General features: G+C 63.5%; 14 protein-coding genes. 8 read left to right on the top strand and 6 right to left on the bottom strand.

Translation table 11 applies throughout. From position 1 onward, the window contains the following. Positions 1-112 precede the first annotated feature (112 nt). Together LCM24_RS05520 and LCM24_RS05515 are read right to left on the bottom strand one after the other, a co-directional pair. Complete coding sequence (locus LCM24_RS05520) at positions 113-871, bottom strand: hypothetical protein (protein ID WP_224803086.1); 759 nt, start codon at positions 869-871, stop codon at positions 113-115. Beyond that, positions 868-2,100: a TIGR04063 family PEP-CTERM/XrtA system glycosyltransferase gene (locus tag LCM24_RS05515; protein ID WP_224803085.1), complete on the bottom strand. Its 1,233-nt coding sequence runs from the start codon at positions 2,098-2,100 to the stop codon at positions 868-870. The genes LCM24_RS05520 and LCM24_RS05515 overlap by 4 nt, the downstream gene beginning before the upstream one ends. 101 nt (positions 2,101-2,201) lie before the next feature. Here LCM24_RS05515 and LCM24_RS05510 point away from each other — a divergent pair, with 101 nt between their 5' ends. From LCM24_RS05510 to LCM24_RS05490, 5 genes are all read left to right on the top strand, one after another. Beyond that, complete coding sequence (locus LCM24_RS05510) at positions 2,202-2,375, top strand: hypothetical protein (RefSeq protein WP_224803084.1); 174 nt, start codon at positions 2,202-2,204, stop codon at positions 2,373-2,375. Then, positions 2,368-3,747: a putative O-glycosylation ligase, exosortase A system-associated gene (locus LCM24_RS05505; protein WP_224803083.1), complete on the top strand. Its 1,380-nt coding sequence runs from the start codon at positions 2,368-2,370 to the stop codon at positions 3,745-3,747. Before LCM24_RS05510 ends, LCM24_RS05505 begins: the two co-directional genes overlap by 8 nt. Next, positions 3,744-4,856, top strand: coding sequence for an acyltransferase family protein (locus LCM24_RS05500; protein ID WP_224803082.1), 1,113 nt, complete (start codon positions 3,744-3,746; stop codon positions 4,854-4,856). The genes LCM24_RS05505 and LCM24_RS05500 overlap by 4 nt, the downstream gene beginning before the upstream one ends. Positions 4,857-4,999: 143 nt before the next feature. Beyond that, positions 5,000-5,449: a MaoC family dehydratase gene (locus LCM24_RS05495; protein ID WP_224803081.1), complete on the top strand. Its 450-nt coding sequence runs from the start codon at positions 5,000-5,002 to the stop codon at positions 5,447-5,449. A 61-nt stretch (positions 5,450-5,510) separates the two neighbouring features. Continuing rightward, a complete protein-coding gene (locus LCM24_RS05490) occupies positions 5,511-6,689 on the top strand; it encodes an acetyl-CoA C-acyltransferase (RefSeq protein ID WP_224803080.1) in 1,179 nt (392 codons plus the stop codon). Positions 6,690-6,766: 77 nt separating this feature from the next. On the opposite strand, the gene LCM24_RS05485 is transcribed toward LCM24_RS05490, so the two are convergent. Further along, positions 6,767-7,537, bottom strand: a complete 771-nt coding sequence (locus tag LCM24_RS05485) for a GIN domain-containing protein (protein WP_224803079.1) — start codon at positions 7,535-7,537, stop codon at positions 6,767-6,769. 128 nt (positions 7,538-7,665) lie between these two features. On the opposite strand from LCM24_RS05485, the gene LCM24_RS05480 reads away from it, so the two are divergent. Continuing rightward, positions 7,666-8,274 carry a DUF4126 domain-containing protein gene (locus LCM24_RS05480; RefSeq protein WP_224803078.1) on the top strand — a complete coding sequence of 203 codons (609 nt, stop codon included), beginning with the start codon at positions 7,666-7,668 and terminating at the stop codon, positions 8,272-8,274. On the opposite strand, the gene metW is transcribed toward LCM24_RS05480, so the two are convergent. Then, positions 8,264-8,851: a methionine biosynthesis protein MetW gene (gene metW, locus LCM24_RS05475; protein WP_224803077.1), complete on the bottom strand. Its 588-nt coding sequence runs from the start codon at positions 8,849-8,851 to the stop codon at positions 8,264-8,266. The two genes, LCM24_RS05480 and metW, sit on opposite strands and share 11 nt — an antisense overlap. Then, complete coding sequence (metX, locus tag LCM24_RS05470) at positions 8,848-9,939, bottom strand: homoserine O-acetyltransferase MetX (protein WP_224803076.1); 1,092 nt, start codon at positions 9,937-9,939, stop codon at positions 8,848-8,850. Before metX ends, metW begins: the two co-directional genes overlap by 4 nt. A 69-nt stretch (positions 9,940-10,008) precedes the next feature. On the opposite strand from metX, the gene LCM24_RS05465 reads away from it, so the two are divergent. Beyond that, positions 10,009-11,127: a pyridoxal phosphate-dependent aminotransferase gene (locus LCM24_RS05465; RefSeq protein ID WP_224803075.1), complete on the top strand. Its 1,119-nt coding sequence runs from the start codon at positions 10,009-10,011 to the stop codon at positions 11,125-11,127. Further along, a complete protein-coding gene (locus LCM24_RS05460; RefSeq protein WP_224803074.1) occupies positions 11,124-12,029 on the top strand; it encodes a prephenate/arogenate dehydrogenase family protein in 906 nt (301 codons plus the stop codon). The genes LCM24_RS05465 and LCM24_RS05460 overlap by 4 nt, the downstream gene beginning before the upstream one ends. On the opposite strand, the gene LCM24_RS05455 is transcribed toward LCM24_RS05460, so the two are convergent. Then, positions 12,030-12,710, bottom strand: a complete 681-nt coding sequence (locus LCM24_RS05455) for a lysophospholipid acyltransferase family protein (RefSeq protein WP_224803073.1) — start codon at positions 12,708-12,710, stop codon at positions 12,030-12,032. Positions 12,711-12,713: the final 3 nt, after the last annotated feature.

Genomic DNA, 12,713 nt, shown 5'->3' with positions numbered 1-12,713 from the left:
ACGGGTAGCAAAATTTCACGCGGCCCAAGTTTTAGGGCGTTTTACCGCATTGCAGCATGGAGGAATTCGTATCCGCGCCCGGCGGACGTAGCGGCAGGAGTGGGTGGGGACGTCAGTCGACCCTGCCGACGCGGCCCAACTTGTCGAGCGCGCTGCGCAACGCGGCCTGCGGATCCTGTGCCGATTCGCCGCCCTCGCGCTCGGCCTCGCGGCGCAGGAAGGAGATCACCTGCTCGGTATCCTCGTCCCGCGAGGGCGCGGCTTCAGCGGCCTTGTGCGCTTCCAGCGCGGTGGCAAGACGCGCGGTCAGCTGGTCGAGTGAAAGGTCTTCAGCGGCGCGCACGGGGGCAGACGCGGGCGTGCCCTCTTCGTGGGGGGCGTCGATATGCGCGCCTTCGTCGAAAACCTCGTTTTCGACCTCGGTCTCGACCGGCTCATCGATCTCGACGAACTCCGCGGTCTCGGTAATGGCGATGCCGTCCTCGTCGATATCGTCGCGGGCCGAGAGAACGCGGGTTCGCGCCGGTTCCTCTTCGACGATCTCCTCGCGGGCGTCTTCGTCGGTCCATTCCTCCTCGAGGTCCGCATCGTCCCTTTTGGCGAGCCGCGCCGCGATGATCATCCCGAGCACCAGGCCGACAAGCGCGGCCACGGCTGCGACGGCGGCAAATCCCGCCATGCCGACAGGCGCTTCGAAATAGGGGTGCAGGCCGGCCAGGCCGGTGCGCGCGAAGTAGTAATCGCGCGCTGTGGGAGCCATCACGTACAGCACGCCCAGCGTCCCCGCGCCGAGCAGGAAGGCGAACCACAATCCCACCAGGGGGCGGAACCATGCGCGCTGCGTCATGCTGCTGTCTTCGGTATAGCTCATGCCTGCTTCAATCCCGTTCGCTTTGGCGCTGCCGCTTCTACCAGCGCCTGGTAAATCTCGCGATAACGCGCGACATTGCGTCCCCAGTCGTGCTGCGCGGCAACATGGCGGCGGCCTGCCTCGCGCATGGTATCCCACTTTTCACGGCGGTCGATCAGGTCTGACAGAGCCGTTGCGATCGCCCCCGGATCGTCGGGCGCGAACAGAGCGCCGGTCACCCCGTCCTCGATCAGTTCGCGGTGCCCGCCCACATCGCTTGCCGCGACGATCCTGCGCTGGGCCATCGCTTCGAGCGGCTTGAGCGGCGTCACCAGATCGGTCAGTCGCGATTTCTTGCGCGGATAGGCGAGCACGTCGATCAGCGAATAATAGCGGTCCACCTCGTCATGCGGCACGCGCCCGGTGAAGACGATCGCATCGGCCGCCGAGGAGGCGTTTGCCTGCGCCCGCAAGGCCCCTTCGCGCGGCCCGCCACCAACCAGCAGGAGGCACGCTTCGGGATGATGGTCACGCAAGGCAGGCATGGCGGCGATCAGGTCGTCCAGCCCTTCGTAATCGTAGAAGCTGCCGATGAAGCCGATTACCGGACCATTCCCAAGGCCGAGCTCAGCCTCAAGGGCATCGTCGCGCTGGCGCGGCTCTCCGAACAGCGACAGGTCGACGCCATTGGGCGAAAGCCGGATCTTGGCCGTGTCGTGCCCCCGTTCGGCGAGGTCGCGGCGCAGGCCCTCGCAGATCGTGAAGACGGCATCGGCGCGTTTGACGACGCGGTTTTCGAGCGCGCGGGTGAGGCGATACTTGGCCGAGCCTTCGCGACCCGTGCCATTGCCGACGGCGGCATCTTCCCAGAAAGCGCGGATTTCGTAGACCAGCGGGACGCTCAGGTTGTGGGCGGCTTTTAGCGCGGCCATGCCGCATAGCGCAGGCGAATGGGCATGGATGACGTCAGGACGCCATTGCGAGGCGACGCTTTCGATCGTTTCCTTCAGCGCCGCCACTTCGCGCATTTCGCGCACCACGGGCGGTCCCGACGGGGTGCCGGGGGTGCGATGGAAGACCAGCCCGTCCACTTCTTCGACCTGCGGCCCGTCTGCCGAATGGCGCTGCCCGGTCACGGCCCGCACTTCGCACCCTGCCGCCTGGAGGCTCTTCAGGATGGCGCGCGTGCGGAAGGTATAGCCCGAATGGAGGGGCAGCGAGTGGTCGAGGATGTGAAGGACCCGTGTCATTATCGCTATCCTGTGACACAACAGGCTTAACGACGCGTCAACCCTGTGCTGTTACCGGGTTGCGAGCCGTTTAGCGGGCAACGGGCGGGCCATAACCTAGCGTGATCGATTATTTCGCCATTTTTCTGACCCACGGGCTGATCGTGCTCGTGTGCTGGCGATTGCTTGCGCGCGAGGATCTGGACGATCCGCTGGCAGCACCGCCGCCTGCGCCGGGCAAGCAGGGCATGCGCAAGCGTCGCGGCCGTGACAAGGGACGCGGCGGCGATGTTTGACTTCATCATCCTCGCCTTTCTCGTGGTGCTCGTCGTGCTGGGCCTGCGACGACCCTTCATCTGGGTGCTGGCCTATCTGTACGTCGACATCGTCGTGCCGCAGCAGGTGGGGTACGTCTTCCTGCCCGATCTCAAGGTGTCTCTCATCACCTTCATCCTGGCGTTTGTCGGGTGGGCCATGTTCGACAACAAGAAAGGCAGCAAATTCACAGCGCGCCAGGGCCTGCTTCTGGCGCTGCTGATCTGGTGTGCATTCACGACTTCGATTGCAGACTTTCCCGAAAGTGCAGCATCGAAGTGGGCCTGGGTGTGGAAGTCGATGCTTTTCGCCCTGTTCCTCCCCTTGGTCCTGCGTACCAAACTCAGGCTCGAAGCAGCTGTCTATGTCTGTGTCCTGTCGCTCGCGACCATATTGATATCGGGCGGCATCAAGACCTTGCTCGGCGGCGGCGGTTACGGCGTGCTGGTTACGCTCTCCAAGAGCAATTCGGGAATTTACGAAGGCAGTACGCTTTCGACCATCAGTATCGCCTCGATACCATTGGTCTGGTGGCTTGCCCGTCATGGCAAGATTCTTCCCGGCGGGACCAGGGCGGCGCTGCTGTTTGCAGTTGCCCTGACAGCCGCATCTCTACTGGTGCCCATTGGAACGCAGACACGAACCGGGTTGCTTTGCATCGCCTTTCTCGCCGTACTGATGATGCGCACCGTCAAATACCGGTTCGTATATGCGGCGGCTGCAGCAGCCTTGGCGCTGCTTTCCCTGCCTTTTCTTCCGCAATCCTATCAGGAACGGATGTCGACCATTGTCGACCACCAGTCGGACCAGTCTGCCTCCACTCGTGTCGAGGTATGGAAATGGACGATCGACTATGTCGCCCAAAACCCGCTCGGAGGCGGGTTCGATTCCTTCCTGGGCAACTCTTTCACCTATGAAACGGTCGAGAAGGTGCGCGAAGGCAATGTTACGAGCACCGAACGACGCGAAGTCAGCGAAAGCGGCCGCGCATTCCATTCCGCCTATTTCGAAGTTCTCGGCGAGCAGGGGATCCCCGGCTTCGTTTTATGGGTCCTGCTTCACGCCACGGGGCTGATCGCGATGGAACGATTGCGCAGGCGCGGCTTGGCATCTGACGATCTTGATATGCAGCGATGGGGCGCGCTGGCCAATTCGCTACAGCAAGTGCAACTGGTCTACCTGCTTGGCGCTCTGTTTGTCGGCATAGCCTACCAGCCTTTTATCCTCATGGTTCTAGCTTTGCAGATCGGGCTGGCGACGGTCATCAAGAATGATGATCGCGTGGAAGCCGAGCGCGCCAGAAAACAGCGTCTGGCAGAGCGGCGCGAAAGCAAGCGGGAAGTCGCGACGTGATCGCCCCGCCCCTTCGACCGACGGTCCCGCAACTGCACCAATTGACCGGTTTGCGTGGACTCGCCGCATGGTTCGTCGTGCTTTATCACATACGCCTTTCCATGTCCGGGATCGTTTCTGCGGAAGCGATCTGGGTCCTGGGCAAGGGCTACCTTGCGGTCGATCTCTTTTTCATGCTGTCAGGTTTCGTGATGTGGCTCAATTACGGGCATCGGCTCAGGGGACACGGCTGGCGAGCAACGGCCGACTTCTGGTGGAAGAGGATCGCCCGGATCTGGCCGCTCCACTTGCTCGTGCTTGCCGGCATGGTGGCATTTGCCCTCGTCCTGGTGATGACGGAACGCAGCACCGACATGTATCCTTTCGCGGAATTGCCCATGCACCTGGTGCTGATTCAGAACTGGGGGTTCACAGACCAGCTGAGTTGGAACCATCCGGCGTGGTCGATCAGCACAGAATTGGCAGCATACTTGCTCTTTCCGGCATTCGTCGCAGCCCTTCACTGGAACAGGATCGGCACAGGTGGCCTCTTCGCGATCGCAGCGCTCCTGATTGCATTGCTGCACGGGGTCTTTGCCTATTTCGGCCATCGGGAATTGGGCCAGGATATCGCAAAGCTGGGATTGATACGTTGCCTCATCGAGTTTGCGGTCGGCGCTATGCTGTGCATGATTTGGCAACGCTGGTCCCGCGCAGGAGCACGCATAGCCTTCGCGGCAGGCGGCATATCTATGGCGAGTGTCGCGACTGGCCTATGGTTGCGTGTGCCGGAAACCGCTTTCGTGCCGCTGGCATTGGCAAGCGGTTTGCTCGCGCTCGCGCTTTCAGGCGGGGTTATCGCAAAGCTCTTCTCGAGCAGCCCCATGCGTTGGCTGGGGGATTTGAGTTATGCGACCTACCTCACGCACTTCTTCCTTTTCATCCTCTTCAAAATCGCTGTGGTTGGCGCCGATGGTCAGATGACCCTTGCGCAGTGCGCCGCCTTCCTCGCGATTGTGCTCATCGTTTCGGCTGGTCTCCATTATCGTTTCGAGCGGCCCGCGCAGAAGTGGCTTGTCTCTCGCATGCCCTACAAATCCGCACCAAGTGTGGGCGATGCCCGCGGCTAACTCGCCACGCGGCGCCGTAAGCACCCCAATGCCGTAACGGCAGCTTTGCGGCAGTTGCACAGCCCCTCTCCATGCGCCATGAGTCCGCGCGCAAATGCGATGCGGAGTCGCGTAATTCAGCAAGTTTTCGAGGAGAGCGAGCAATGACCCCCCAGGACGTAGCAGCCAAGGTCGGCGAACAGGTCGGCACCAGCGAATGGGTCGAAATGAGCCAGGAGCGCATCAACCAGTTTGCCGATGCGACCGGTGACCACCAGTTCATCCACGTCAACGAGGAAGCTGCCAAGATGACGCCGTTCGGCGGCACGATTGCCCACGGCTTCCTGACGCTTTCGATGATCCCCTACCTCACCGCGAACAGCGATGTGCCGCGCGTCGACGGGATCAAGATGGCCGTCAATTACGGCGGCAACAAAACCCGCTTCATCAATCCCGTTCGCTCGGGCAAGAGGGTCCGCGGCCACTGGAAGCTTCTCGAAATGACCGAGAAGCGCCCCGGCCAGTGGCAGCAGACAATGGAAATTACCATCGAGATCGAAGGCGAGGACAAGCCCGCCCTGATCTGTGAATGGATGACCATGTACTTCGTCTGATTTCTTTCCCCTCCCCGGGAGAAACAGACGTTCAACGACCAGATAGATTTAAGGAATGACCATGCGTGACGCAGTCATCGTTTCCACCGCCCGTACCGGTATGGGCAAGGCCTATAAGGGCGCTTTCAACTCGACGCCCGGCGCAACGCTCGGCTCCTATGCGCTGAAGCCCGCGATCGAGCGCGCCGGCATCGATGCTGGCGAAGTCGACGACGTGCTGTGGGGCGCCGCGCTCCAGCAGGGCGCACAGGCCGGCAACCTCGCCCGCCAGGTCGCGCTGCGTGCCGGTTGCCCGATCGGCGTTTCGGGCATGACCATCGACCGCCAGTGCTCCTCGGGCCTGATGACCATCGCCACGGCTGCCAAGCAGGTCATCACCGACCGCATGCAGATCGTCGCGGCGGGCGGCCAGGAGTCGATCAGCCTCGTGCAGACCAAGGAAATGCGGGTCATGCCCGACCCCGAACTGGTGAACATGCACGGTGCGATTTACATGCCGATGCTGCAGACGGCTGAAACCGTCGCCCAGCGTTACGGCATCAGCCGCGAAGCGCAGGACGAATACTCGCTCCAGAGCCAGCAGCGCACCGCCGCGGCACAGGAAGCCGGTATCTTCGACGACGAAATCGTCTCGGTCAGCACCACGCACAAGGTGATGAACAAGGAAACCGGCGAGGTTTCGGACGAAGACGTGACGATCGCCAAGGACGAAGGCAACCGCCCGTCGACCACGCTCGAAGGCCTCGCCTCGCTGCAGCCGGTCATGGGTCCGGGCACCACGATCACGGCTGGTAACGCCAGTCAGCTGTCCGACGGTTCGGCGGCAGTCGTCGTCATGGAAGCCAAGGAAGCCGAGAAACGCGGCCTCAACCCGCTCGGCCGTTACATCGGCATGGCGGTTGCAGGCACCGAGCCCGACGAAATGGGCATCGGCCCGATCTTCGCGATCCCCAAGCTGCTCGAACGTTTCGACATGAAGGTCGAGGACATCGACCTGTGGGAACTGAACGAAGCCTTCGCCGTGCAGGTCCTGTACTGCCGCGACAAGCTGGGCATCGACAACGACAAGCTCAACGTCAACGGCGGCTCGATCTCGATCGGCCACCCCTATGGCATGACCGGCGCGCGCTGCGTTGGCCACATCCTGCGCGAAGGCCAGCGGCGGAACGCCAAATACGGCGTCGTCACCATGTGCGTCGGCGGCGGCATGGGCGCAGCGGGTCTCTTCGAAATCTTCTGATCCGTCCCATCACAGACAAAAGAAGGGCGGCGCCGCGCAAACGGTGCCGCCCTTTTTCTTTCCCGGTAACAGGCGGATCAGCGGGCGCGGATATCGCCGCTGCCGTTTACCTCTCTCCGGGTGATGACGCGCGCGCTGCGATAGCTGATGTCGCCCGATCCGTTGACGTCTGCCGCTAGCTCTCCGACATCGCCTGCACGGATATCGCCCGATCCGTTGACCGACGCGACCAGCCGGTCGACCGACCCGATTGCTACATCGCCAGACCCGTTGATTGCCGCATCGACCCGCGCCGCGCGGACGGGGGCCAGGTCGATATCGCCCGAACCACCGATGCGTGCGCGAATATCGTCGACCGATCCGTCGATCTCGATATCTCCCGATCCACGGATCGACAGCGAGAGTGCGGGGGCATCCCAGCCTTCGAGGCGCACGTCGCCGCTGGCGTTGATCGTCACTTCCTGCAGGTCGGGGACCGAAAGGTAGGCAAGGATCGGCTTCTTCGTGCGGAAGCTGCCCTCTGTCGTCAGCGACAGCGTGTCGCCGTCCTTCCTCGCGTCGATCAGGCCGATGATATTGTCTTCGGCGACCAGCCGCAGCGAGGGCGAACCCTGCCGGATCACGACATCCACAGGGCCGTCGATGGCGAGGGCTCCGAATGCCGGAATGCGCCTGTTCTCTTCGACCACGACGCCCGATCCCACGATCTGGGTTTCGCCGCTGCGATAGACCGAGACCGACGTGTTGTGCGAGGTGGTGGTATGCGTTTGCGAACCCGCATTGGCGCTGTTGCAAGCGGCGAGCAAAGTGGCCGCAAGGGTGGCGGCGATGGTGAATCTGCGTGTCATCCTGTCCTCCCGATAGGTTTCGTTGACATTTGTAAACGATAAGCTGACATCGCCGTTCGGGTCAATTCCCGCTCGTCGTTTGCACTTGGTCGTTGGACGAATGGAAAATCACGGGCATACTGGCTTTTATGGGAGTGATGGAAATCATCGGGATAGCCGGAAGCGTCAGCCTGCTGGCGGGCTGGCGGCTTTACCTCAGCATCTTTGCGACCGGCCTCGCCATGCGGCTGGACGCGATCCCGCTGCCCGAACATTTGCAAAGCCTCGACGTGCTGGCGAACCCGTGGATCATGGGGATCGCCGCGATTGCGGCCGTGGCCGAATTCTTCGCCGACAAGGTCATGTGGCTCGATAGCGCATGGGATGCCGTCCATACCTTCGTCCGGCCCATCGGCGGTGCGCTGCTGGCGCTTGCCATCGTCGATCCCTCCGATCCCGCCACGCAGGTCGTCGCCTTCCTCCTGGGCGGCGGGGCTGCGCTGACGGCGCATGCCGGCAAGGCGGGTGCACGCGGCGTGGTCAATGCCAGCCCCGAACCGGTCAGTAATGTCGCGGTCTCCACAGTAGAGGACGTGGCAACGGTCGGCCTGCTCTACCTCGCTTACGAATATCCTTATGCGGCAGGCGCCATCGCGCTGGTGCTGCTGGGCCTCACTATCTGGCTGATCCTGACCGCCCGCAGGCTGATCCGCTCCTTCTTCGGCGCGGGCAAACCCGTCGACCCGCCTAGCGGCTGAGCAGGAAGACCGCGAATTCGGCGCGCAAATTCGCCGCGCCCGAAACCGGTTTCCCATTGGCGAAAAACCACTCGCGCTCGATCCGTGCGTTCTTTTCGCGCGCCAGTTCGCGAAAGTCCTTCACCGTCACGTGGTGAATGTTCTGCGTCTCGTACCAGCTGACCGGAATGGACCGGGTGACCGGCATGCGGCCGCCGAGCATCAGCGCGCCGCGCGTGCGCCAGTGGGCGAAATTCGGGAAGGAAACGAAAGCCTGCTTGCCCACGCGCAACAGCTGGTCGAGCATGAGGTCGGGCCGCCGCGCGGTCTGCAGCGTCTGGCTGAGCACCGTGTAGTCGAAGCCCTTGTCCGGATAATCCGCAAGCGCGCTGTCGGCATCGCCCTGCACGACCGAAAGCCCCTGCGCCACGCAGCGTTCGACGCAGCCTCCGTCGATTTCGATCCCGCGCGCGTCCACCCCCTTCGACGCGCGAAGTTCCGCCAACAGGGCGCCGTCGCCGCAGCCGATATCGAGCACGCGGGTGCCCGGTTCGATCGCGGAGGCGATGGCGGCAAGGTCGGGGCGAAGGGCGCTCATTCGATGAAGCCTTTCACCACACGATCGAGTGCGGGGACATCGAGCAGGAAGCTGTCGTGCCCGTGCGGGGCGGACAATTCGACGAAGCTCACCGCCGCGCCTGCTGCATTCAAGGCATGCACCACGTGGCGGCTCTCGGCGGTCGGATAGAGCCAGTCGCTGTCGAAGCTGACGAGGCAGAAACGCGCCTCGGTCTTGGCAAAGGCATTGGCGAGCTTGCCGCCATGCTCTTCCGCCAGGTCGAAGTAATCCATCGCGCGCGTGATATAGAGATAGGAATTGGCGTCGAACCGCCGCGTGAAGCCGCTGCCCTGGTAGCGCAGATAGCTTTCGACCTGGAAATCGGCATCGAAGCCGAAGCTCTTAGTGTCGCGATCTTGCAGGTTGCGCCCGAACTTGCCGGTCAGCGCTTCCTCGGAAAGATAGGTGATGTGCGCGGCCATCCGGGCGACGGCCAATCCGCTGTCGGGCTGGCTCTCCTGCGCATAATAATCGCCCTGGTGCCAATTGGGATCGGCCATGACGGCTTGCCGGCCGAGTTCGTGGAAAGCGATATTCTGGGCAGAGTGACGGCTGGTCGATGCGATCACGAGCACGCGTTCGGCCCGGTCCGGCCAGTTGGCGGCAAGGCTCAGCGCCTGCATCCCGCCCATCGATCCGCCGACCACGGCGTGCAGCCTTTCGATGCCGAGCCCGTCGAGCAGTGCGACGAGGCCGCGCACCATGTCGCGGATGGTGATGACGGGAAACCGCATGGCGTAAGGCTTGCCGTCGGGCGCTTCGCTCGCCGGGCCGGTAGAGCCCATGCAGCTGCCCACCACGTTGGCGCAGACCACGAAATAGCGATCCGTGTCGATGGGCTTTCCGGGTCCGACCATGCGCTCCCACCAGCCGGGCTTGCCGGTTACCGGATGAGGCGAGGCGACATACTGGTCGCCCGTCAGCGCGTGACAAAGCAGGATCGCGTTCGAACCATCCCCTGCCAGCGTGCCATAGGTCTCGTAAGCAATCTCGGCGCCATGCAACTCTCCCCCGCCGTCGAGCGGCAGCGGATCGGTCAATTGCAAAACTTGTGACGCCCCGGCCATTCCTTGGCCTCTACAGCCAAGGCAGGTGCTTGTCGAAGGGCCGTTTTTCTTTCATGCGAACAAGCCGCGATGACAGACACAGCCGACAGCGCCGCCCGCCCGACAATGAAGCCCTGGATCGAGGCGATCCATGCCTATGTGCCGGGCAAGTCGAAGGGCAGCGACGGGCGCGAACTGGTCAAGCTTTCGGCCAATGAAAACCCGCACGGCTGCAGCCCGCTCGCGCTGGAAGCGCTGGCAGATATCGCCAATCCGGCGCTCTATCCCGATCCCGACAGCACGGCCCTGCGCGAGGCGCTTGGCGCGGCCCACGGGATCGATCCCTCGCGCATCGTGTGCGGGGCGGGATCCGGAGAGCTGCTGCATGGCGCGGTGCAGGCCTATGCGGGCCCTGGCGACGAGGTCCTATGCGCGCGCTATTCCTTCTCGCTCTACCCGCTGCTCGCGGCAAAGGTCGGCGCAAGTATCGTTTACGCGGACGATGACGATCACGCCCCCAGCGTCGATGCCTTGCTGGCGGCGGTAACCGACAAGACCCGCGTGGTCCTGCTCGACAATCCGAACAATCCGGTCGGCACATGGCTCGACCGGGACGAGGTCGCGCGCCTCCACGATGGCCTGCCGCGCGATGTGCTGCTGGTGATCGACCATGCCTATGTCGAATACCTGGCCCCCGGCCTGGACGATGGCGGGATGGAGCTGGCGGCGCAGCACGACAACGTCCTCGTCACGCGGACATTCTCCAAGGCGTTCGGCCTTGCGGGGGAGCGGATCGGCTGGGCGACCGGGGCTGCGGAGATCGTGGGCGCGCTCAACCGCCTGCGCGGCGCTTTCAACGTGACGGCAGCAGGGCAACGCGCAGCGCTTGCGGCAGTCGGGGACATGGCTTTCGTCCGCAAGTCCTGCGAAGAAAACCTTGCCGCGCGCGATGCTTTCGAGCGGCAGATCGCGGCACTCGGCAACCACGGCCTCAGGGCCAAGCCGAGCGAGGCCAATTTCGTGCTCGTCCTGTTCGAAGGCGCGCTGAGCGCGGATGCTGCATTGGAGGCTTTGGCCGAAGGTGGTTTTGCCGTGCGGCACTTGCCCTCACAGGGGCTTCCCCATGCGTTGAGGATCACTATCGGCACGCGTGAGCAGATGGGCGAGATCGCGGCAATCCTCGCCAAGGCGTGCGAGGCAGCAGCGTGACCATCGACCGCGTCGCCATCATCGGTCTCGGCCTTATCGGCGGGTCGATCGGCCTCGCGGCGGGCAAGATGGCTCCGCATATAGCGACCACGGGTTGGGATGCCGATCCCGATGTGCGTGCACGGGCCGCGGAGCGAGGTCTGGTCGCCACAGTATGCGAAACCGCCAGCGATGCGGTCGCGAATGCCGATCTGGTGGTGCTGTGCGTACCTGTCGGAGCGATGGAAGAAGCGGCGCGCGCAATCTCTGGCTCGCTCAAACCGGGCGCGATCGTCAGCGACGTGGGCTCGTCCAAGGCGAGCGTTGCGGCGGCACTCGCAAAGGCGCTTCCGGATGCGACGGTCATCCCTGCGCATCCCGTCGCCGGTACGGAGAAAAGCGGTCCGGAAGCAGGCTTTGCCGAACTCTTCCGCCATCGCTGGTGCATCGTCACGCCGCCCGAAAATGCTCCCGAAGAGGCTGTCGCCGACCTTGCCGCATTCTGGGAGATCCTCGGCGCCAAGGTCGAGATCATGGATGCCGCGCACCATGACCTGGTGCTCGCCGTGACGAGCCACATTCCCCACCTCATCGCCTACACCATCGTCGGCACCGCGTCCGACCTTGAGGATGTGACCCGGGGCGAGGTCATCAAATACTCCGCAGGCGGCTTCCGCGATTTCACCCGCATTGCCGCGTCCAATCCCGTCATGTGGCGTGATGTGTTCCTGTCGAACCGCGATGCAGTGCTCGAAGTGCTGGGGCGTTTCACCGAGGATCTCACCGCGCTCCAGCGCGCGATCCGCAATGGCGATGGCGATACGCTGCACGATTTGTTCGACCGCACGCGCACGATCCGCCGGTCGATCATCGAAGAGGGGCAGGACGATGCGCGGCCGGACTTCGGCCGGTCCGACCACTGATCAGTCGTTGAGCGCGTTGATCGCGTCGAGGACCCGCGCTTCGACCTCTTCACGCGGAAGGCCTGCGGGGATCGTCTCGCCGAAGCGATAGGTGATCGTGCCCTTCTTCTTGAGGCCGCGATGGTACAGCGGACCGCTGTTCACCGCGACTGGCACGACGGGCAGGCCGATCATCTTGTAGATTCCGGCAAAGCCAGATTGCAGCCGCCGCCGCTCGCCATGCGGGACGCGCGTTCCTTCCGGGAAGATGACCAGCGGGCGGCCTTCGGCAGAGCGCGCCTTGGCCGAGCGGATCATCGTCATCAGTGCTTTCGCCCCCTGTTCGCGGGCGACGAAGATCAGACCGTAGGCGGCCGCCGCGCGGCCCCAGCCGGGAATGCCGTGGAGCTCCTTCTTCGCGAAGACGGCCGGGCTGTCGAACAGCGTCGGTGCATCGATCGCCTCGAAGAAGCTTTCGTGCTTCACCGCGTAGAGTGCAGGCCCTTCGACCGGGCCGCCTTCGATCACGAGCTCGATGCCGAGGAAAGTGCGCATGCACCAGCGCTGCCAACCGCTCCAGTCCTCTACCCGTCTGCGGAAGGCGGGTTTCGAGAAGGGCACGCAGGCCAGCGCTGCGGCAGTGATGAAAATCGAGCCGAAATAGAACGTCAGGTAGAACGCGATATTGCGCAGGACTATCATCGG

Origin of the sequence: Qipengyuania aquimaris (genome assembly GCF_020171965.1) — a bacterium.
Lineage (GTDB): Bacteria > Pseudomonadota > Alphaproteobacteria > Sphingomonadales > Sphingomonadaceae > Qipengyuania > Qipengyuania aquimaris_A.
The sequence above is the reverse complement of the archived record's forward strand: the minus strand, read 5'-3'. Positions and strand labels throughout refer to the sequence as shown.

Coding starts and splice junctions, on each gene's coding strand:
- LCM24_RS05515 (WP_224803085.1), bottom strand. CDS start 2,100: ATGACACGGGTCCTTCACATCCTCGACCACTCGCTGCCCCTCCATTCG.
- LCM24_RS05495 (WP_224803081.1), top strand. CDS start 5,000: ATGACCCCCCAGGACGTAGCAGCCAAGGTCGGCGAACAGGTCGGCACC.
- metW (WP_224803077.1), bottom strand. CDS start 8,851: ATGAGCGCCCTTCGCCCCGACCTTGCCGCCATCGCCTCCGCGATCGAA.
- LCM24_RS05520 (WP_224803086.1), bottom strand. CDS start 871: ATGAGCTATACCGAAGACAGCAGCATGACGCAGCGCGCATGGTTCCGC.
- LCM24_RS05465 (WP_224803075.1), top strand. CDS start 10,009: ATGACAGACACAGCCGACAGCGCCGCCCGCCCGACAATGAAGCCCTGG.
- LCM24_RS05490 (WP_224803080.1), top strand. CDS start 5,511: ATGCGTGACGCAGTCATCGTTTCCACCGCCCGTACCGGTATGGGCAAG.
- LCM24_RS05505 (WP_224803083.1), top strand. CDS start 2,368: ATGTTTGACTTCATCATCCTCGCCTTTCTCGTGGTGCTCGTCGTGCTG.
- LCM24_RS05455 (WP_224803073.1), bottom strand. CDS start 12,710: ATGATAGTCCTGCGCAATATCGCGTTCTACCTGACGTTCTATTTCGGC.
- LCM24_RS05485 (WP_224803079.1), bottom strand. CDS start 7,537: ATGACACGCAGATTCACCATCGCCGCCACCCTTGCGGCCACTTTGCTC.
- LCM24_RS05480 (WP_224803078.1), top strand. CDS start 7,666: ATGGGAGTGATGGAAATCATCGGGATAGCCGGAAGCGTCAGCCTGCTG.
- metX (WP_224803076.1), bottom strand. CDS start 9,939: ATGGCCGGGGCGTCACAAGTTTTGCAATTGACCGATCCGCTGCCGCTC.